This window comes from Flavobacterium sp. IB48 (assembly GCF_016405855.1).
GTDB classification, from domain to species: Bacteria; Bacteroidota; Bacteroidia; order Flavobacteriales; family Flavobacteriaceae; genus Flavobacterium; species Flavobacterium ginsengisoli.
In genome coordinates this window covers 1216903-1236237 of record NZ_JAEFCA010000001.1, presented here as the reverse complement: position 1 = coordinate 1236237, position 19335 = coordinate 1216903, and the positions used below count along the sequence as shown (strand labels likewise).

Genomic DNA, 19335 nt, shown 5'->3' with positions numbered 1-19335 from the left:
TTATTTAGTTTTCAGTCGCAGTTCTCAGCCAATAATAGGACTATAAATATTGACTTTTTAGTTTTTAGTTACTGTAAACTGTTACCGTAAACTGAGACTTTTTTACTTTTCCAAAAAATCAAGCCCAAACCAATTAAAATAAATGGAATACTTAAAATTTGTCCCATATTAATCAGCATATTATTTTCGAAAGCTTCTTGATTTTCTTTGAAAAATTCAATTATAAAACGAGCTGTAAATAATAAAGTTAAGAAAGTTCCGAAGATTAATCCTTGCGCATTTCTGATTTTTTCTGATTTGTACATATAAAACAGAATTCCAAAAATCAATATATAAGCAAAAGCTTCATACAATTGCGTTGGATGTCTAGGGATTAAATCGTCTCTCTGAAAAACCACTCCCCAACTTCCGTCAGTAGGTTTTCCATAAATTTCAGAGTTCATAAAATTTCCCATTCTAATAAAAGCACCCGTTACAGGAACCGCAACAGACATTTTATCTAAAAGTCCTAAAAATTGAACTTTAAATTTTCGACAATATAAAATCATTGCCGTAATAACTCCGATCGAACCTCCATGACTCGCCAGACCTTGATACCCAACAAACTGATAAGCTCCTTTTATCTTTTGTATTGGTAAAAGAATTTCTATCGGATGTTTGAAGAAATAGTCTGGTTCGTAAAAGAAACAATGTCCAAGTCTTGCCCCTAAAACGGTTCCGACAATGACATAAATAAGTAAAGAATCGAGATTGTCTAAGGAAAGATTTTCTTTTTTATATATGTTTCTAACGATATAAAACCCGAGAAGAAGTCCGCAGGCAAAAAGAGCTCCGTAATATTTTAACGGAAAACTATCCGTAATCCAGAAAATGACAGGATCTACGTTCCAATTTAATATTCCGTTTTTCATAAGTTGTAATTTTTAGTCACAGTTTTCAGTCACAGTCCACAGCCGAAACTGTAAACTGAGACTGAGACTGTAAACTAAATTAATTTATAATATCAAATCCGCAGTAAGGACGTAAAACCTCTGGAATTACGATTCCTTCTGGAGTTTGGTAATTTTCAATAATTCCAGCTAAAACACGCGGAAGCGCCAATGAACTTCCGTTAAGCGTATGAGCCAATTGGTTTTTTCCGTCTTTGTCTTTGAAACGTAATTTTAGACGATTTGCCTGGAAAGTTTCAAAGTTAGAAACAGAACTGATCTCTAACCAACGATCTTGTGCTGTAGAAAACACTTCAAAATCATACGTCAACGCAGATGTGAATCCCATATCACCTCCGCAAAGGCGTAAAATTCTATAAGGTAATTTCAATTCTTGAAGAATCTCTTTTACGTGTTCAACCATTCCATCAAGCGCAGCATAAGAATTATCTGGATGCTCTACACGAACAATTTCTACTTTATCAAATTGGTGCAAACGGTTTAACCCGCGAACGTGAGCTCCGTAAGAACCTGCTTCACGACGAAAACATGGTGTATATGCTGTATGTAAAACAGGAAGATCACTTTCGTTTAAAATAACATCGCGGAATAAGTTGGTAACTGGAACCTCAGCTGTTGGAATCAAATATAGATCATCAATTGTAGAATGATACATTTGTCCTTCTTTGTCTGGCAATTGTCCCGTTCCAAATCCTGAAGCTTCGTTTACTAAATGAGGAACCTGAACTTCATTATATCCTGCAGCGGTATTTTTGTCTAAAAAGTAATTGATTAAAGCACGTTGTAAACGAGCTCCTTTTCCTTTATAAACAGGAAATCCTGCACCAGTGATTTTTACACCCAATTCAAAATCGATAATATCATATTTCTTCACCAATTCCCAGTGTGGTTGTGCTCCTTCGTGCAAAACGGGAATATCTCCTTCTTGAAAAACATTTAAGTTATCGTCTGGAGTTTTTCCTTCAGGAACAATATCAGCCGGTAGATTTGGTAAAGTGTATAATTTATTCGTTAACTCAACGGCCAAAGCTTCTGCTTTTTCGCTCAGTTCTTTGCTTTTTTCTTTTAGCGAAACTGTTTTTTCTTTTAAGATTGCTGCTTTAGCTTTCTCTCCAGCTTTCATCAATTCACCAATATCTTTGGACAATTTATTAGATTCTGATAAAGTATTGTCTAATTCCACTTGTGCAGCACGACGATTTTCGTCTAATTGAACCACTTCTTCAACAACGCTTTTAGCATCGATATTTCGTTTTGCTAAAGCCTTGATTACTTTCTCTTGATTTTCTCTAATAAATGCAATTTGTAACATAGCTTGATTTTTATAACTATTGTATTTTTATAACGGAAGCAAATTTAAGGAAATGTTTGTTAACAAAAGGACAAACTTTCTCAGGAAAACCTAAATCTCCTATAAATAGCAAAAGCACTCTAAAAGTGCTCTTGCTATTATTTGAATTTTATAAAGTTTTACTCCAAAAAACGATGTCTATCGTCTCTATGAAAAGCATAATCTCTGCCATTAAACTTAATTTTTTCAAGTTCTTTTTTGGTTTTCAGATCGCTTTTTTCTTCAATTCCGTTTTCTAAATCACTTTCGACAGCTTCTTCATAAGAAAAGTTTTTGGTGATTATCAAATCAAAATAACCGTTTGTTTTCTGATCAGAAAAACTCATTCCCGTTTCTAAAGTTTCTACCTGAAAGGTTCCGCCTCCGTTAGAATCACCGTTGGTCAATCGAATAGGATATTCGTATAAAACCTTTTTAATTTCATTGTCAGCCAAAGTAATCAACGTAAATTTTTGTTCAGAATACAGTACGATTCGGCTGCTTGCACTGGCTTCTGTATAAAAAGCAATAGCAGGAGTTTTTTCATTTAGAAAAACCAAATCTCTTAAAATGTGCGATTTAGAAAACTGAATGGCTTCATTATCATAATAACCTAAGTTCTCATCAAATTCTTCAGCAATTACACTTCCGTCTTCTCTATTTACAAATAAATATTTACGCTGAAAAAAATCTCCTAATTCTTCTTCATCCTCCGATCGAAGTGCTTTCTTCCTATGTTCAACTGTAGTCAAAACAAAAAATGTCGTTTTATCATCGTAGTTGATAGAACTTGTTTCCTTAATTCTAATGCTAGAATATTTGATTTGCAGATTGGAAGCGACTTTAGAAAGTAATTCCAGATTTAATTCTTCTGAATCTTCAATTTCATCAGGATTTTTAAAAATGAGTTTTTTTATCGGCTTCTTACCAAGACCAAGATGTGCTTGTGTTTCTGAAAGCAATTCCTGATACTGAACTTCGGCATCGTTTTTAACATTTTCCTTTTTCCCACAGGAAAACAGAAACATCAAAACGGCACTTAAAAGAATCGTTTTTTTCATAGGCTTTGGTTTGTTAGAAAATTTAGGGCATTCCAAATATATAATTTTCTTACAAACCACAGCAAAAAAATAAAAACTTAATCTCTCTTAATTTCGTGTCCTACAAATTCTTCCAGTGTTTTAAACATTTCTTCTACCGAAAGTACTTCTGTATCAGGATGCGATTTTAAGAAAGCGGCATTCAACTCTGCCAAGTTTTCATCCAATTCAAAATAAGCATTATTGTTTAGCAAATCCTTGAAAGCATTTGGTGTGTCGTATTTTTCTTTTAGAAATTTTCCTAATTTAATGTTGCTTTGCAAACGCAGTTTACGGCATTGCTCTTTAAACAATTCCAAATGTTTTTCTGCGCCTATTAAAGCTAAGCCTTCTTCAATTAACTCGTTCAATTCTTTATTCCATCCTGAATCATAAACGAATTTCGAAAAATTACCTTCCGCATATTTTGAGGCGTAAAAATCCAGATAGTAACTCATTAAAGCATCTTCGTGAATCAAGTCGTCGTCTATTTTTTCTTCTCTCATTAAATTGATTACCGAAATATTCGAATTAACAACATCTTGCGGGTTTTCGCTTTTTGAAGCAGTTTCTGAAATTATGATTTTACCGAATTCCATTTGAGTTTTTATTTAAAAGATTGTTTTGCAAAGTTGCGGCAAATAATCGAGATGACTGTAAAACTAATTGAAAATTGAAAAAACAAAAAGAGAGAAAAATTAGTTATTTCAAGCATTAACAAAACTGAAGACAATAGTTATCTTGCTATTTTTTACTCAATGATAACAGAAAATGTATTAATTCTTTTAAATAGAAAAACTGTATTTTAGCACTATCTGAAACCCTTCCCATCAATTAAAAACTTCCAAATAAATAGACCTCAAAAATGTATCATTTAGACTACTGTATAGATTTAAAATGAAAAATAAAATTCGCTCTCTTATGAATTCTTTTGGAAATAACGACTGTAATAATTTTGAAAAGACATTTACTTATCTGGAAGAAGTTGGAAAAATACTGCCTTACTCCAAAATTTGTTTTGATCTTTTAAAAAAGTTGAATTTTCAAACTACAAATTCAGAATTAGACTCTTTGATATTAGCCTTACACAAAATACGATTTGCTTCTAACACCAATAATTACTTTTACTTTTATTTTCCTTTAGTCAGTCATATTTTGTATTACAAACCTATGTCCGAAAAAGAAATTTTAAAATATTTAATAGATCCAAACTTTGCAAACGGCACATGTAAAGTCGAAGAAATGATAACGGTGATTAATGGCGCTATGAAGTACAAGCTAGACGAGAATAAAAACTACCTCAGCAAAGAAAGCCAAGATTGGATTACCAACGAATTACCAAAATTGGAAAAAGAAGTACAACGCGAAATAGATATTTGCAAGAAAGAACTTGAAGACTAAAATTTATGGCAATAAACTACAATTTAGAAATAGAATTCCTCAAAAAGGTAGAAGACAACAATAACAGAACAGCCTTAACCGTAAATCAAATTGAAGATCTTCTTTCAGAATTTCCAAAACTACCCGAAGATTATATTACTTATTTACAAGAAGTTGGTTCGGGAAGTTTTAGAAACTGTCAATTTAATATTGCCTCTTCATTATTTAATTTAGAAGACTTAGGCTTGGAGAATCACTACGAATTGAAATCAAACATTTGGTTTTTTGGAGATAATTTTTCTGGCGATTTTTCTGGTTTTGACTTTGATCGGAATGATGGTAAAATCGTTGAATTTTGGCACGAAAGCGGAGAACTTTATTACACTAATAAGTCGTTTCAAACTTATATAAGAGAACAAATGTTAATGGATGAGAATGATATTAAATAAAATTATACCATTTGCATTATTTTTATTTGTTATTGAGCACAATCTTTAATCAAAATTAGCGTTATCTTTATCTAATATAAAGATGCTAATAAATTAAACACCTTTAACGCAACTATTTGGAGACAAATGCATCTGATTATATAGATAAAACTTTATATAAAAGTTTTTGCAACCAAAACCAAAATCATGAAACAGATCATCTTAATTCTTAGCATTCTGCTTGTTTTGACAAGTTGTGAAAATGATGATTTACCAAACTCTGATGTACAATATTCGTTAGTTGCCAAAGGAGATTCTTTTCCTAATGATAAAAGTCTTGCTCCGCGACATTTAATAATTAAAGATCAAAAAAGTTGGGATAAATTAATTACAGAAATGAATGTTTCTAGTGATTTATCAAAAGATTTTAAAGAAATAAACATCGATTTCAGTAAATATCAAGTCATTGCTGTTATAGACAAAACCCAAAACAGTGGCGGACATTCTATAGATATTGTCGAAATTACCGAAAACCGAAATACCATTATCGTCAAAGTAGAAAAACTAAAAAATGGCAATAGCACTTTAAAGCTATCAAGACCTTACGATATCATTAAAACAGACAAAACAGACAAAAAGGTTATTTTTGAGCAATAGCTAAATTCCTTTATTTTCTACTAACAAGTTTTTCAGTTCATTGGTTTTCAAAAAAACCGCAAAACGCCCAGACAGTAATAGCATTTCTTTTTCTTCTGGGGTTATTTTTAATTTGGTTTCAACATGCGAAGCATACTCATAAAGCATTAAAAGTTCGCTTGCATCAAAATCTTTAAACTTTTCTCTATCCAAACTAGACAATTGGGGTTCACCAAATTTATCTTTTTTAAAACTGTCCATACCAAACTTTGCAATCAATTTGGCTCGAAAATCATCGTGAAGTTTCAGCCAACTTGCAGCTTCATCATCAGTATCTTTTAATTGTTTTACTAACTCTTCGTAAGCCTTATCTTTTTTCAAGGTTATTAAATAATCACGCAAAGTTGTAAAACCAATTACTTGATAATTTGAAGTCGGGATTTTGTATTTATCCAGCACATTTTCGACATCTTTTTCAAAAGTCATATACCTAGTTTGAACCGTATACAAAGAAGCAGTCTCTAACAAAGAAAGCAGCCTAATCTTTTCATCATTTATAAAAGGCGCTTTTTTCCCTTGCCCTAAACAATCAATAAAAAGCGCTTTTTTATTCTTGTCTTTCACTTTAGAATCGTTGTGAAGCAGTTCTATTAAGGTTTCATATCCCATATTATCAGACGCACCGCCATCAATAACGCATAAAATTTTATCTTGATTTTTGATTCCGAATTTGGTCTTAGGAAGAACGCCAGGAAAAGCAGAACTTGCCGTAATAGCATAAGTCAGCGGAAAGTCGTAACCGTTATTGATATGATTTTCGTCAAGCGAAAGTGAAGCTTTATTAGGAGCCAAAGACGCATCAATTTTTAAAGCACGAATAATGTGTGGCATGAATGGAAATCGTTCTCCGTTATTATAAGCCGTTCCATTTGCCACCATAATAGGCAATTGCGGATTAAGTTTGCTGTCTTTTGGAATAAAGAAATCAGACAATAACATTTGAGTCTTAAACTTATTCTGATTTTCTGGGTTAGCGCTATCATATTGCAAAACTTCCAGATCAAGCCGTTGTGCCATCGAAATTTTTTCTCCTTTTTCGTTTCTGCTGTTATTTAAAAGAGAAAAAATAGTAGCCGATTTATTGACATCTGATTTGAAAGCATCGGCTTTAGAAAAATAAAATTCGTTAAAACTGCAATTATCATATTGCAATTTGTTTTTCAGAATGGTCAAATAATAACCTGCCGAGTAACAGCCTCCAGAAACAGTCGAAAAATAATCTATTTCATTTAGAAAATTACGGCTCGAGTTGTCTTCTTGAATTTCTTCCAAACCTAAAAGAACTCCCATACTAAAAAACTGCGCTCTAGATCCTCCGCCAGAAATAGCAACTCCCAAAGCAATATTAGGGTTTTGAAGCCTACTGTCGCGATCCTGAACCGATTTGTATTCACTCAAATTGACCGCAGGAATCGAGTTATAGTTAATCTCAGAAAATAGATTAATCTTATTTTGAGCAACTCCCTCATTGACTAGAAAAAGAAAAAAGAATCCTATCGAAAATCTCTTAACCATCATAAAAATAACAACATTATTTTTTAAAGTTTAAAATTACTTGAATTAATTCAAACTAAAATGCTTGTTCATTGATTTTTAACTTTTTCTGATTTTATTTTCTGAATTAGAAACAAATTTTTAATTAAAGAGTAATCTTAAAATAACCTTGAAAAATAAAACGTGTTTATGAAATACAAGAATAAAGCGTAATTTTATTCCTTTAAGAGAGGGTTAAGCTTAAAAACAAGAAAATATGGGGGAAAGAAAAGCATTAGAATATTACGTTTTAGACGTATTCTCAAACGAAAGTTACAAAGGAAATCCGCTTTCGGTTGTTTTTACAGATGGAAATTTAAAATTAGAAACCTATCAGGATATTTCTAAAGAATTTGGCTACTCTGAAACTTCTTTTGTTTATTATTCTGTAAGAGAAAAAGCGCTTGTCGTTCGTTCATTTACTCCAACTGGAATCGAAATCGACGGTGCAGGCCATAATTTATTAGGTGCAGTTTGTGGTGCTCTATTAAAAGGAATTCCAATTTTTGATGAGCAAAACGAAAGTGAACCTTTTGTAATTATGAATCATTCGGCAATTCCGGTAACGGTAAGTTTTGATTTGGATACTTTTTTTCCGGTTGTTAAAATGCACCAGAAATCGGCTGTGATCAAACAGGAAATCCCAACGTATAGAATTGCGGTGGCGCTAGGTTTAAAAATTGAGGACTTGGATGTAAATTCTTTTGTTCCAACAATAGTTAAAACAGAAGTTGCCCATACAATGGTTCCGATAAAGAATAGCCAAATATTAAACAGCTTTGTTCCAGACAATCAGCTCTTAATTCAGATCTCTAAAGAATATAATTTTGAAGGTTTTTATTGTTTCGCTCCAGCAGATGAAGGTCTAGATCATATCGTTGAAACAAGATTCTTTAATCCGATAATCGGAATAAATGAAGATCCTGCAACGGGAACGGCTGCGGGACCTTTAATTGGATTTTTAACAGAAAAGAAATTCACTAAATCTGATAAAGAATATAAAATTCTTCAAGGTGTCAAACTAAAACAGGCCTCTTTGATTGAAGTTATGAATCGTCAGGAAGATATTTTGGTTGGAGGTTCTTCGATTATAACCATGAAAGGAGAACTTTATATTTAATGCCGAAATATTCATGAAAAAAATTATTCTATTGATCTTTCTGGTTCTGATATCTTGCAAGGATACAAAATACCAACCTCTAACTTCGAAAGAAGCAGATGTTGAAAGTTTGCTAAAAAAGATCAATCCTAATAAAGAATATGCTTATTGGGAAATTAACTTTTCTCTGCCACTTACTCCTAAAGTGATATTTTACAAGGGAGATAAAAAGCTAAAACAAAAAAACAATTACCAACCCATCCAAAGTGGTTTTTTCACGGGTTGTCAACCTATGAGTTGTAGTTACACTATAATTTATTTCGATAATAATAAATGGAACTATGTTTTAAAAAAAGAAGAATTAATCACTTATATAAATAAAATTGATAACCCAGAAGAAGCTTTTCTAATTGCTAAAATTCAAGATTTTGATATTGACCCATATAATCCAAAAGGAAATGGTTATCTCAAAACAAAAAATGGTTATGATTTAAAAGTCATGAAATATATTAGCTGTCCTGAATCTAAAGAATCATTTCTGGTTTCTATTGATTCTTTGGGGCAACTGAAAAGCATAAAAAGTCAAGGTTTTTATTTAAAAACCAAAAACTGCATCGTTTATTAAATCAAACAAAAAAACCGCATCTGGCAGAATGCGGTTTCAAATATTTAAAACTATAGAACTTCTTAGTTCGTTTTCATTGGCGGTAAATCGAAAGCCTTTGAATCGTGTTCGAAGTTGTTTCTGTGTGCCCCATCGCAAAATGGCTTGTTTGAAGAATGTCCGCAACGGCAAAGTCCAAGCGCTTGTCTTCCTTGTAAACCGTAAAGTGCTCCTTCTGGATCCATGATTTCAAAATCTCCTTCAATTTTGATAGAACCATTTTTATTGATGATTAATTTAGTCTTGCTCATAAATTTGTTTTTTTCCGCTGCAAAGATTGCGAAATATATTCTCATTTATAAGCTCGAAACGTAGTTTAAACTGGTTCTATTTTATGTGGGTTTTGCCACGAAGACGCGAAGGCACAAAGTTTTATTGTTTCACGCTCCCGATAGCTATCGGGATTAAAAGATTTAAGCACATTAGCACAGATGACTAACTTAAAAAACTTAGATTCTTAATAAAAAATCTTTGCGCCTTTGTGCCTTTGTGGCAGAAAAAAAAACTAAAGCGCCTTGTAAACAAAATTCTTAAACTTCACACTTCCTTTTCCAATAGAGCAAAGACCAATCCTTAATCCCAAAAATCCACTCAAAACATTATGATTGTATCCTGAAACTTCTACAGAGTTTTCGATTTTTTTCCAGTCTTTTCCATCAATACTGTAAAACATATCTACAGTGTTTTTAATGTTTTTCAGTTTAAGAAAGACTTTTCGCGTATGCGTATTTTTCTCCGTTGGAAACTGCCATCCTCTCAAATTGGCCAAAATGTTATTTTGATCGGCTAAAATCCCCGAGTAATATTTATTATCGTAAAAAAGCACCAATCCGCCAGTTGCGTCGCCTTCAATTTCCATTTCAACTTCTGCAGAATAAGAATGTCCGCCTGGTACAACTACTAGCGGAGAACTGTTTCCTACTCCATCGCCTTTTCCTTCAATTGTCAAAGTATTATTAGCCACTTTAAATCTTGAGTTTTCCACTTCATTATAAAACTTCCATTGTGGCTTTAAGGCCGAACCTCCAAAATTATCGCTCAAAGAAAACTCAGGAAGCGTCTTTCCCTCAGGTTTTGCAATCGGTTTATCAGTTTGAATGTTATCAGAAATTTTATACCAACCGTCTTTTGTCCATTCCACAGGTTGTAACAAAGTTTGACGGCCTAAGTTATAATAGTCTTTTTCATAACCATGAAAAATCATCCACCATTTTCCGTTTGCATCTTCAAAAACAGTGCTGTGTCCTTTTGACCACCAGGTTTCAGAACTGCTGTTCGTACGCACAATCGGGTTATGTGGTGAGTTTTCCCAAGGTCCCAAAGGCGATTTTGATCTTGCCGAAATCACCATATGGCTTGTCGCTGGCCCAGCGGTTCCACCTTCGGCAACGGTCAAATAATAGTATTCTCCGCGCTTGAATAATTTTGGTCCTTCCATACAAAAACATTCAATACTCCATTCGCGCGGAATTTTCCAACCGTCATAAACATGTTTTAATTCGCTGGTTACCGAAAGTCCGTCTTTTGATAAAGCGACATAACCGCCGTTACTGAAATATAAAAAGCGGTTTCCTTTATCATCTGTTACGTGTCCAGGATCTATGTTCCCAATTTTCAAATCTACTGGTTCGCTCCAAGGTCCGTTAATAGAATCTGCAGTAACTACAAAATTGGTATTATTGGCAGGAAAATAGATGTAATATTTATTTTTGTATTTGATTAAATCTGGCGCCCAAACGGCTCCAACATATTTATGAAGTGCATTGGTTACAGGTTCCCAATTCATTAAATCGGTTGAGTGCCAAATTAAAAGCCCGGGATAATAATCAAAAGAAGAATGAACGACATAATAATCTTTTCCGTCGCGCAACAAACTAGGATCTGGATAGTCACCCGCAAAAATCGGGTTTGAATATTGTCCTTGCTTTAAACTTTTTTCTGATTGTGATTGAGAATAACCGCAATACACAAACAATATTAAAATGGTTAGATATATTTTCTTCATGTTTTTGATATTTTTTTCAAATATAGTCAAAAAGACCATAAGTAAAATATGCCACAGATTAAAAGGATTAAAAATGATTTTTTGAATTGCGCCCAGCTTTAGCTGGATGTCATAATAGTGATTCAATAAAATGGCTTTAGCCAAAAGTGAGCGTGTTTGGCTAAAGCCTCACAATTTTACATTATTAACCTCCAGCTAAAGCTGGAGGCAATTCATATTTAAAAATCTTTTAATCCTTTTAATCTATGGCAATAAAAAAACTTTGTGTCTTAGTGCCTTCGTGGCAAAAATCTTAACGAATCTCTAGGAAAAACTCAGCGAATCTCCACGTAATATTAAAATCTCAATTCTATTGCTTATTTTTGCACTCAATAAAATTGAATTATGATACAAGATCCAAAGAGATATACGATCACGGCGGCATTGCCTTACACCAACGGGCCTATTCATATTGGGCATTTGGCTGGGGTTTACGTGCCTGCAGATATATATTCCAGATATTTAAGATTGCAAGGAAAAGATGTAGCATTTATTTGCGGAAGCGATGAACACGGGGTTGCAATCTCTATGAAAGCTAAAAAAGAAGGAGTTACACCACAGCAAGTTATTGATAAATATGATGGAATTATCCGCAAATCTTTTGAAGATTTCGGAATTTCATTCAATAATTACTCAAGAACTTCGGCGAAAATTCACCATGATACAGCTTCGGAATTCTTTAGAACATTGTATGATAAAGGAGATTTTATCGAAGAAGTGACAGAACAATTGTACGATGCAAAAGCAAATCAGTTTTTAGCAGATCGTTTTGTTGTCGGTACTTGTCCGAAATGTGATAATCCAGAAGCTTACGGAGATCAGTGCGAAAAATGCGGATCGACTTTGAACGCGACTGATTTGATCAATCCAAAATCGACTATTACTGGAGAAACTCCAATTCTTAAAGAAACAAAACACTGGTTTTTACCTTTAGACAGATATACTGATTTTTTAACTGAGTGGATTTTAGTTGGGCATAAAAGCGACTGGAAAACCAACGTTTATGGACAAGTAAAATCTTGGATCGACGCAGGTTTAGAACCTCGTGCCGTAACACGTGACTTAGATTGGGGAATTGATGTTCCTGTTGAAGGTGCCGAAGGCAAAAAACTTTATGTTTGGTTTGATGCACCTATCGGTTACATTTCTTCTACAAAAGAATGGGCAGCGCGCGAAGGAAAAGATTGGGAACCGTATTGGAAAGACCAAGACACTAAATTAGTTCACTTTATCGGAAAAGACAATATTGTTTTCCACTGTATCATTTTCCCAGCGATGTTAAAAGCTGAAGGAAGCTATATTTTACCAGACAACGTTCCAGCAAATGAGTTCTTGAATTTGGAAGGAAACAAGCTTTCGACTTCTAAAAACTGGGCGGTTTGGTTGCACGAGTATTTAGAAGAGTTCCCAGATAAGCAAGATGTTTTGCGTTATGCTTTAACATCTAACGCTCCTGAAACAAAAGATAACGACTTTACTTGGAAAGATTTCCAAGCTAGAAATAACAACGAATTGGTTGCTGTTTTTGGAAACTTCGTAAATCGTGTTGTGGTTTTAACCAACAAATATTATGATGGTGTAATCCCGACTCCAAACGAATTTACAGAAGTTGACGAACAAACTTTGGCAGAATTAAAAGCGTATCCGGCTGTGATTTCAAGCTCGGTTGAGCGTTACAGATTCCGTGAAGCTTTGGGCGAATTGATGAATGTGGCTCGTTTAGGAAATAAATATCTTGCAGACGAAGAGCCTTGGAAAGTTATGAAAGACAATCCAGAGCGTGTAAAAACTCAAATGTATGTGGCCTTGCAAATTGCTGCTGCTTTAAGCGTTTTAGCTGAGCCGTTTTTACCATTTACAGCGGCTAAATTGTCAAGAATCTTAAATTTAGGCGATTTGAAAGAACACTTTAAAGGATTTAGCAAATTCTTAAAAGAAAACCATCCTGGAGCTACAGATGTTATTTTGGATAAAACATTAGGTTGGAATGATATTTCTGAGCATTCAGATTTATTGCCAGCAGGACATAAAATTGGTGAAGCAGAATTACTTTTTGCTAAAATCGAAGACGAAGAAATACAAAAACAAATAGATAAATTGGAAGCAACAAAAACAGCTAATTTGGCTGAGAGCAAACAACCAGATCCGCAAAAAGATTTAATTCAGTTTGAGGATTTTGCGAAAATGGATATTCGTATCGGAACTATTCTTGAGGCTGAAAAAATGCCAAAAGCAAACAAACTTTTGGTTCTTAAAGTAGATACAGGAATTGATGTTCGTACGATTGTTTCAGGAATTGCTGAGAGTTTTTCGCCAGAAGAAATCATCGGAAAACGTGTTTCTGTATTAGCAAACCTTGCTCCAAGAGCTTTACGTGGTGTTGAAAGTCAGGGAATGATTTTAATGACAACAAACGCTGAAGGAAAATTGGTTTTTGTAAATCCAGATGCTGATGCACCGAATGGAGCGACAGTAAACTAAACTGATTTTACACATCTAAACATATAGTTTGTCATTTCGAGGAACGAGAAATCTTCGCAAGTAACTCCGCAATGAGAATCCAATCTTTGTAGAGCCTCTCGCGAAGATTTCTCGTTCCTCGAAATGACAACATTAACTAAATAAAATTCTTACATTTTATTGTTTCTTTCAAATTTATATTTGTACGTTTGTACTGACAAAATATTTAAGAGACTTTCGATAATAAACTTATTTAGAGTAACGATAAGCGAAACCCTCATCATGGTGCTGGAGCAGGAAACTGCCCTTGATCTATTCTTTTGAATATTTTGTCACACCTAAAATGAGGGTTTCGTGCGTTTAAAATTTTCGATCATGACAGAGGAAAATCAAAAACCAACACATCACGATGTAATGCCATCAATGGCAAAATTCCTTTCAGACTTATGGTTTGAAGGAGATTTTAGAGAACAGCCCCATTATCTGTCTGAAATTTTCAAGCGAATTCTTGAAACAGATTTGGGAGATGACAAAGAGCTAAGATCAAAAATGATGGAATGCATCAAAACCAGTGAAATGCTTGCCGAAACACTAGAACCGTTTTCGGATAAACAAATTCAGAAAGCCTGCAGTAAAATTTTAGTGGCTTAAAAAATAAAAGCGTGAAATTCTTTATTGATTTCACGCTTTTTTTATTCTACAAATACTGTAAAGCACATTTTTCTTTAAAATTAGTTTTCTTACAAAAAAAATGAGATATTAGCGCCAAAAGTTATTCGAAAAACTGAAAATTATGGAGCTATTAGACAGTCTACCTACGTTGCTTAAATCTTTTTGGTACATCGCGATTCCAACAAGTTTAATTTTTCTTATTCAAACCATTATTACTTTTTCGGGTCTTGACATTGCCGATGGTTTCGATACCGATTTTGATGCACATGTTCACGATGGCGATTTTCAGCTTTTCTCGTTAAGAAATCTAATCAACTTTCTTTTAGGCTTTAGCTGGACAGGAATTTCATTTTATGCTACAATTGGCGAAAAGCCATGGTTTCTTATTACACTCGCTTTTGTCGTTGGAGTTTTATTTGTGCTATTGTTTTTCTTTGTAATCAAACAAGTGCAAAAACTAGCCGAAGACAATTCTTTTAAAATCACTAATACGCTAAATAAAACTGCTGAAGTTTATTTGACCATTCCAGAAAATAAAACCGGAAAAGGTAAAATTATGATTAGCGTAAATGGCGCTTTTCATGAACTTGAAGCTATGACAGAAAATGAAAGAATTCCGTCTGGTTCGGCTGTAAAAGTTGTCAAAATAGAAAACAACAACCTTTTAATCGTAGAAACCATATAACATAAATTATAATGATCAACCCAATTATTTTGATTGCAGTTGCGGCAATCGTTCTATTCGTAACCATTTCAGCATTAATCTCGAGGTACAAGCGCTGTCCTTCAGATAAAATTTTAGTAATCTATGGTCGTACTGGCGGAACCTCAGCACGTTGTGTACACGGTGGTGGTGCTTTTATCTGGCCAGTAATTCAGGATTACTCTTTTCTAGATTTAAAACCGCTTTCTATCGAAGCGAATCTGACCAATGCGTTAAGCCGTCAGAACATTAGAGTCGATGTTCCTTGTCGATTCACCATCGCCATTTCTACGGAAACTGACAGTATGAATACTGCTGCAGAAAGATTATTAGGTTTGTCATCAGAACAAGTTCAAGAGCTTGCAAAAGATATTTTGTTTGGTCAATTGCGTTTGGTTATTGCAACGATGACTATTGAAGAAATTAACTCAGACCGTGATAAATTCTTAGATAACATTTCTAAAAACGTTGACAGCGAATTAAAGAAAATTGGTCTTAAACTAATCAACGTAAACGTTACCGATATTCGTGACGAGTCTGGTTATATCGAAGCTTTAGGAAAAGAAGCTGCTGCAAAAGCAATCAATGAAGCTAAAATTAGCGTAGCTGAGCAGGAAAAAATCGGAGAAACTGGTAAAGCTCTTGCTGATAGAGAAAAAGACACTCAAATTGCTGAAACACATAGAGACAGAGATGTAAAAATCGCGATTACTCAAAAAGATCGTGAAATTAGCATTGCAACAGCGGCTAAAGACGAAACGATTGGTAAAGCAGAAGCAGAAAGAGATACAAGGGTAAAAACGTCTGAAGCAAACGCAATTGCGATTCAGGGAGAGAACGAAGCGAAAATTGCTATTGCCAATTCTGAAGCTATTCGTAGAGAAAAAGAAGCAGAATCGTTGCGTATTGCAATTGCTGCAGAAAAAGTACAGCAGGCAAAAGCATTGGAAGAATCTTACCTTGCTGAACAAAAAGCCGAGTTAGCACGTTCTGAAAGAGAGCGTTCTACTCAAATTGCCAACATTGTAGTTCCTGCCGAAATTGCCAAACAAAGAGCGATTATCGAAGCACAAGCTGCTGCAGAAACTATTAGAGAGAATGCAAAAGGAGAAGCTGATGCAATCTTTGCTAAAATGGAAGCAGAAGCAAAAGGTTTATTTGAAATATTAACGAAACAAGCCGAAGGTTATAAAGATGTTGTGGCTGCAGCAGGCGGAGATCCAAGCAAAGCATTCCAACTTTTATTATTGGAAAAACTTCCTGAATTGGTTAAAACTCAAGTCGAAGCGGTTAAAAATATCAAAATTGACAAAATCACGGTTTGGGATTCTGGAAATGGTCAAGGCGAAAACGGTTCTACAGCTAACTTTGTTTCTGGAATGATGAAGACAGTTCCGCCATTAAATGATCTATTCAATATGGCAGGTTTAAACCTTCCAACTTATTTAAAAGGCGAAGATACTCCTCCTGAAGTTCCTCCAACTATTCAAGTAGAAGAAACAAAAGAATAAAAACCTTTTTTTTAATATAAAAAAGCGCGAACCGATTAAGATTTTTAATCGATTTGCGCTTTTTGCTTTCAAAATACTCGTTTTCTAAGTTATCTTTGAAAAATAATACAAGAATAAATACATCTAATGAAACTCACAAAACCAAGATTAGCCCTAATCTGCGGTATACTTTGCATATCGATTTTTCCAATATTAGTAAAATTACGCTTAACTCCAGGATTAATTTCGGCTTTTTACCGAATGTTTTTTGCTGTGGTTTTGTTGTTGCCTTATGTACTTTTCAGCGGAAACTTTAAACTTCCAAATCTAAAATTTGCACTTTTAGCAGCACTTTGTGGTATTTTGTTTGCTTCAGATGTTGCAGTTTGGAATATCGCCATTCAGGAATCGAGTGCAACGCAGGCTTCGCTTTTGACAAATTTATCACCAGTTTGGGTTGGTATTGGTTCTTTCTTTTTTCTAAAAACAAAACCTGCTACTAATTTTTGGATTGGTACGATTGTTTCTTTATTCGGAATGGTAACTTTAGTCGGTTTTGAATTTTTTATCGATTTAAACTTCGATCAGGCATTTCTATTTGCGGTTTTGTCTGGAATTCTATATTCAATTTATCTTTTAGTTAGCAAGAATGTGCTTTCTACTGTTGATGTTCTTTCGTTTATGACGATCAGTTTAATGGCTTCTAGCATTTATTTAGGAATTTTGTGTTACTCATTAGGCGAACCATTCACTGGTTTTTCTGATGCTGGCTGGTTTGTTTTGGTACTTCAGGCCGTAATTTGTCAATTGTGTGCTTGGCTTTCTATTAGTTATGCCACTCAGCACATGCGCGCAACGAGAGTTTCACTAAGTTTATTGAGTCAAGCTGTAATTACCTCAATTTTAGCTTGGTTGTTTTTGGAAGAACAAATAACTTTACAGATGGTTTTCGGTGGAATCATTCTGCTTTTCGGAATCCGAATTACTTTTTATGATAAAACGATTTCTTTGAAAGGGCTTTTTTCTAAGAATTAAGAAAAAGGTTTCACGCAGATTCAGCAGATTTGAACAGATTTTAAAAAATCATTTTAATCTCATAATCTGTGGCTAAAAAATTAGTTTAATTCGTGAATTCGTGGCTAAAAAAAATCTCACGCAGATTCAACAGATATAAGCAGATTTTAAAAAATCATTTCAATCTTAAGAATCTGTGGCAAAAAAATTAGTGCAATTCGAGTAATTCGTTGCTAAAAAAATCTCTCGCAGATTTGGCAGATTGAACAGATTTTTAAAAATCATTTTAATCCCATTAATCTGTGGCAAAAAAATTAGTGCAATTCGAGTAATTGCTTCGCCTGTTCGCTATCGCTCGGGTCGTGGCGAAAAACCTGAAACTTGAAACAAAAAAACTTGAAACAAAAAACTTATGTTACATAAAACTAAAATACCGAACTTAAAAGTAATCGCATTTGATGCCGATGATACTTTGTTTGTAAACGAACCTTATTTTCAAGAAACCGAACATAAATTTTGTGCTTTGATGGAAGATTATCTTTCGCATCAAGGCATTTCGCAGGAATTATTTAAAATTGAAATTGCCAATCTGCCTTTGTATGGCTATGGAATTAAAGGTTACATTCTTTCGATGATTGAAGCTGCGATGAACATTTCGAACAATACCATTCCTGTTGAAGTCATTGAAAAAATCATTCAATACGGAAAAGAATTACTCGAAAAACCAATTGAACTTTTAGACGGAATTGAAGAAACGCTTGAAGCTTTAAAAGGAAAATACAAATTAGTCGTTGCCACAAAAGGTGATTTAAAAGACCAGCACAGCAAATTGCATCGTTCTGGTTTGGGTCATTATTTTCATCATATCGAAGTAATGTCAGACAAACAAGAAATTGATTATCAAAAACTTTTAGGGCGTCTAGACATTGAAGCGCACGAATTTTTAATGATTGGAAATTCATTAAAATCAGATGTACTTCCAGTTTTAGGAATTGGCGGTTATGCTGTTCATATTCCGTTTCATACTACTTGGGAACACGAAAAAATTAATCATACTATAGAACACGAGCACTTTAGTTCATTTGAAACTATTGCAGAAGTCGTTCCGAATTTATTATAATGAAAACACTTTTAGACTTAGAAAACTGGAATAGAAAAGAGCATTTTGCCCATTTCAAACAAATGGAAGAACCTTTTTTTGGCGCAACCGTAGAAATCGATTGTACTAAAGCATATGAAACGGCCAAAAGTTTAAACGCTTCTTTTTTCATTTTCTATTTACACAAAACTTTAGTTGCGGTAAACGCCATCGAGAACTTTAAATACCGAATTTCTGGAGATCAAATTTACATTAACGACCGTGTAGACGCTTCGGCAACGATTGGACGAGAAGATGGCACTTTTGGATTCTCTTTAATTGAATACCATTCGGATTTTAAAACATTCGAACAAAATGCATTAGCAGAAATTGAACGCATTCAAAACACAACTGGGCTTTTTACAAGATCATTTGACACTGATAATTTGATACATTTCTCAGCAATTCCGTGGTTGAATTTTACGTCACTTACTCATGCAAGAAGTTTTACTTATCCTGACAGTTGTCCTAAAGTTTCATTTGGAAAAATGATGCTTTCTGAAACAGGAAAAAGAACCATGTCAATGGCAGTTTATGTTCATCACGCATTAATGGATGGAATGCACATGGGGCAATTTGTAGATCTTTTTCAAGAGCTTATGAATCAATAAATAAACGGAATAATTTTTGTGCCCTAAAAACACATGAAACGAAT

General features: G+C 34.0%; 19 protein-coding genes. 12 read left to right on the top strand and 7 right to left on the bottom strand.

Going from position 1 to position 19335, the window contains the following annotated elements; translation table 11 throughout:
- Positions 1–68: 68 nt before the first annotated feature.
- The 4 genes from lgt to JC605_RS05345 form a co-directional block, all read right to left on the bottom strand.
- Positions 69–911 (bottom strand): prolipoprotein diacylglyceryl transferase, encoded by an 843-nt coding sequence (lgt, locus tag JC605_RS05360; RefSeq protein WP_198855206.1) that lies wholly within the window; start codon positions 909–911, stop codon positions 69–71.
- A gap of 79 nt (positions 912–990) precedes the next feature.
- The gene (serS, locus tag JC605_RS05355) at positions 991–2262 is read right to left on the bottom strand and encodes a serine--tRNA ligase (RefSeq protein ID WP_198855205.1); all 1272 of its coding nucleotides are present in this window, start codon (positions 2260–2262) and stop codon (positions 991–993) included.
- A gap of 158 nt (positions 2263–2420) precedes the next feature.
- Positions 2421–3341, bottom strand: a complete 921-nt coding sequence (locus JC605_RS05350; RefSeq protein WP_198855204.1) for a hypothetical protein — start codon at positions 3339–3341, stop codon at positions 2421–2423.
- A gap of 77 nt (positions 3342–3418) precedes the next feature.
- Positions 3419–3958, bottom strand: coding sequence for a hypothetical protein (locus tag JC605_RS05345; protein WP_198855203.1), 540 nt, complete (start codon positions 3956–3958; stop codon positions 3419–3421).
- 298 nt (positions 3959–4256) lie between these two features.
- On the opposite strand from JC605_RS05345, the gene JC605_RS05340 reads away from it, so the two are divergent.
- The 3 genes from JC605_RS05340 (at position 4257) to JC605_RS05330 (ending at position 5824) form a co-directional block, all read left to right on the top strand.
- On the top strand, positions 4257–4760 hold the full coding sequence (locus JC605_RS05340) for a hypothetical protein (protein WP_233074028.1): 504 nt from the start codon (positions 4257–4259) through the stop codon (positions 4758–4760).
- 5 nt (positions 4761–4765) lie between these two features.
- Positions 4766–5188: an SMI1/KNR4 family protein gene (locus JC605_RS05335; protein ID WP_198855202.1), complete on the top strand. Its 423-nt coding sequence runs from the start codon at positions 4766–4768 to the stop codon at positions 5186–5188.
- 186 nt (positions 5189–5374) lie between these two features.
- Positions 5375–5824 carry a protease complex subunit PrcB family protein gene (locus JC605_RS05330; protein WP_198855201.1) on the top strand — a complete coding sequence of 150 codons (450 nt, stop codon included), beginning with the start codon at positions 5375–5377 and terminating at the stop codon, positions 5822–5824.
- Here JC605_RS05330 and JC605_RS05325 read toward each other — a convergent pair whose 3' ends face one another.
- Positions 5825–7381: a patatin-like phospholipase family protein gene (locus JC605_RS05325; RefSeq protein ID WP_198855200.1), complete on the bottom strand. Its 1557-nt coding sequence runs from the start codon at positions 7379–7381 to the stop codon at positions 5825–5827.
- A gap of 232 nt (positions 7382–7613) precedes the next feature.
- On the opposite strand from JC605_RS05325, the gene JC605_RS05320 reads away from it, so the two are divergent.
- Together JC605_RS05320 and JC605_RS05315 are read left to right on the top strand one after the other, a co-directional pair.
- On the top strand, positions 7614–8516 hold the full coding sequence (locus JC605_RS05320; protein ID WP_198855199.1) for a PhzF family phenazine biosynthesis protein: 903 nt from the start codon (positions 7614–7616) through the stop codon (positions 8514–8516).
- Positions 8517–8529: 13 nt separating this feature from the next.
- Positions 8530–9120 (top strand): hypothetical protein, encoded by a 591-nt coding sequence (locus JC605_RS05315; RefSeq protein WP_198855198.1) that lies wholly within the window; start codon positions 8530–8532, stop codon positions 9118–9120.
- 62 nt (positions 9121–9182) lie between these two features.
- On the opposite strand, the gene JC605_RS05310 is transcribed toward JC605_RS05315, so the two are convergent.
- Both JC605_RS05310 and JC605_RS05305 read right to left on the bottom strand, forming a co-directional pair.
- Positions 9183–9410: a CDGSH iron-sulfur domain-containing protein gene (locus tag JC605_RS05310; RefSeq protein WP_198855197.1), complete on the bottom strand. Its 228-nt coding sequence runs from the start codon at positions 9408–9410 to the stop codon at positions 9183–9185.
- Positions 9411–9664: 254 nt separating this feature from the next.
- Entirely contained in the window at positions 9665–11164 is a 1500-nt protein-coding gene (locus JC605_RS05305) for a family 43 glycosylhydrolase (RefSeq protein WP_198855196.1), read from the bottom strand.
- A gap of 384 nt (positions 11165–11548) precedes the next feature.
- Between JC605_RS05305 and metG the strand changes: the two genes are divergently transcribed.
- The 7 genes from metG to JC605_RS05270 all read left to right on the top strand — a co-directional run bounded on the left by metG (position 11549) and on the right by JC605_RS05270 (position 19291).
- Positions 11549–13684 carry a methionine--tRNA ligase gene (metG, locus tag JC605_RS05300; RefSeq protein ID WP_198855195.1) on the top strand — a complete coding sequence of 712 codons (2136 nt, stop codon included), beginning with the start codon at positions 11549–11551 and terminating at the stop codon, positions 13682–13684.
- A gap of 354 nt (positions 13685–14038) precedes the next feature.
- Positions 14039–14314: a hypothetical protein gene (locus JC605_RS05295; protein ID WP_198855194.1), complete on the top strand. Its 276-nt coding sequence runs from the start codon at positions 14039–14041 to the stop codon at positions 14312–14314.
- 142 nt (positions 14315–14456) lie between these two features.
- Complete coding sequence (locus tag JC605_RS05290) at positions 14457–15020, top strand: NfeD family protein (RefSeq protein ID WP_198855193.1); 564 nt, start codon at positions 14457–14459, stop codon at positions 15018–15020.
- Positions 15021–15031: 11 nt separating this feature from the next.
- Positions 15032–16549 carry a flotillin family protein gene (locus JC605_RS05285; RefSeq protein WP_198855192.1) on the top strand — a complete coding sequence of 506 codons (1518 nt, stop codon included), beginning with the start codon at positions 15032–15034 and terminating at the stop codon, positions 16547–16549.
- Positions 16550–16675: 126 nt separating this feature from the next.
- Positions 16676–17563 (top strand): DMT family transporter, encoded by an 888-nt coding sequence (locus JC605_RS05280; protein WP_198855191.1) that lies wholly within the window; start codon positions 16676–16678, stop codon positions 17561–17563.
- A gap of 391 nt (positions 17564–17954) precedes the next feature.
- Complete coding sequence (locus JC605_RS05275; RefSeq protein ID WP_198855190.1) at positions 17955–18662, top strand: HAD family hydrolase; 708 nt, start codon at positions 17955–17957, stop codon at positions 18660–18662.
- Positions 18662–19291, top strand: a complete 630-nt coding sequence (locus JC605_RS05270; protein WP_198855189.1) for a chloramphenicol acetyltransferase — start codon at positions 18662–18664, stop codon at positions 19289–19291. The genes JC605_RS05275 and JC605_RS05270 overlap by 1 nt, the downstream gene beginning before the upstream one ends.
- The last annotated feature ends 44 nt before the right edge of the window (positions 19292–19335 follow it).

What these genes read in the sequence shown, in the direction of transcription:
- lgt (WP_198855206.1), bottom strand. Translation starts at nt 911, where the DNA reads ATGAAAAACGGAATATTAAATTGGAACGTAGATCCTGTCATTTTCTGG.
- serS (WP_198855205.1), bottom strand. Translation starts at nt 2,262, where the DNA reads ATGTTACAAATTGCATTTATTAGAGAAAATCAAGAGAAAGTAATCAAG.
- JC605_RS05350 (WP_198855204.1), bottom strand. Translation starts at nt 3,341, where the DNA reads ATGAAAAAAACGATTCTTTTAAGTGCCGTTTTGATGTTTCTGTTTTCC.
- JC605_RS05345 (WP_198855203.1), bottom strand. Translation starts at nt 3,958, where the DNA reads ATGGAATTCGGTAAAATCATAATTTCAGAAACTGCTTCAAAAAGCGAA.
- JC605_RS05340 (WP_233074028.1), top strand. Translation starts at nt 4,257, where the DNA reads ATGAAAAATAAAATTCGCTCTCTTATGAATTCTTTTGGAAATAACGAC.
- JC605_RS05335 (WP_198855202.1), top strand. Translation starts at nt 4,766, where the DNA reads ATGGCAATAAACTACAATTTAGAAATAGAATTCCTCAAAAAGGTAGAA.
- JC605_RS05330 (WP_198855201.1), top strand. Translation starts at nt 5,375, where the DNA reads ATGAAACAGATCATCTTAATTCTTAGCATTCTGCTTGTTTTGACAAGT.
- JC605_RS05325 (WP_198855200.1), bottom strand. Translation starts at nt 7,381, where the DNA reads ATGATGGTTAAGAGATTTTCGATAGGATTCTTTTTTCTTTTTCTAGTC.
- JC605_RS05320 (WP_198855199.1), top strand. Translation starts at nt 7,614, where the DNA reads ATGGGGGAAAGAAAAGCATTAGAATATTACGTTTTAGACGTATTCTCA.
- JC605_RS05315 (WP_198855198.1), top strand. Translation starts at nt 8,530, where the DNA reads ATGAAAAAAATTATTCTATTGATCTTTCTGGTTCTGATATCTTGCAAG.
- JC605_RS05310 (WP_198855197.1), bottom strand. Translation starts at nt 9,410, where the DNA reads ATGAGCAAGACTAAATTAATCATCAATAAAAATGGTTCTATCAAAATT.
- JC605_RS05305 (WP_198855196.1), bottom strand. Translation starts at nt 11,164, where the DNA reads ATGAAGAAAATATATCTAACCATTTTAATATTGTTTGTGTATTGCGGT.
- metG (WP_198855195.1), top strand. Translation starts at nt 11,549, where the DNA reads ATGATACAAGATCCAAAGAGATATACGATCACGGCGGCATTGCCTTAC.
- JC605_RS05295 (WP_198855194.1), top strand. Translation starts at nt 14,039, where the DNA reads ATGACAGAGGAAAATCAAAAACCAACACATCACGATGTAATGCCATCA.
- JC605_RS05290 (WP_198855193.1), top strand. Translation starts at nt 14,457, where the DNA reads ATGGAGCTATTAGACAGTCTACCTACGTTGCTTAAATCTTTTTGGTAC.
- JC605_RS05285 (WP_198855192.1), top strand. Translation starts at nt 15,032, where the DNA reads ATGATCAACCCAATTATTTTGATTGCAGTTGCGGCAATCGTTCTATTC.
- JC605_RS05280 (WP_198855191.1), top strand. Translation starts at nt 16,676, where the DNA reads ATGAAACTCACAAAACCAAGATTAGCCCTAATCTGCGGTATACTTTGC.
- JC605_RS05275 (WP_198855190.1), top strand. Translation starts at nt 17,955, where the DNA reads ATGTTACATAAAACTAAAATACCGAACTTAAAAGTAATCGCATTTGAT.
- JC605_RS05270 (WP_198855189.1), top strand. Translation starts at nt 18,662, where the DNA reads ATGAAAACACTTTTAGACTTAGAAAACTGGAATAGAAAAGAGCATTTT.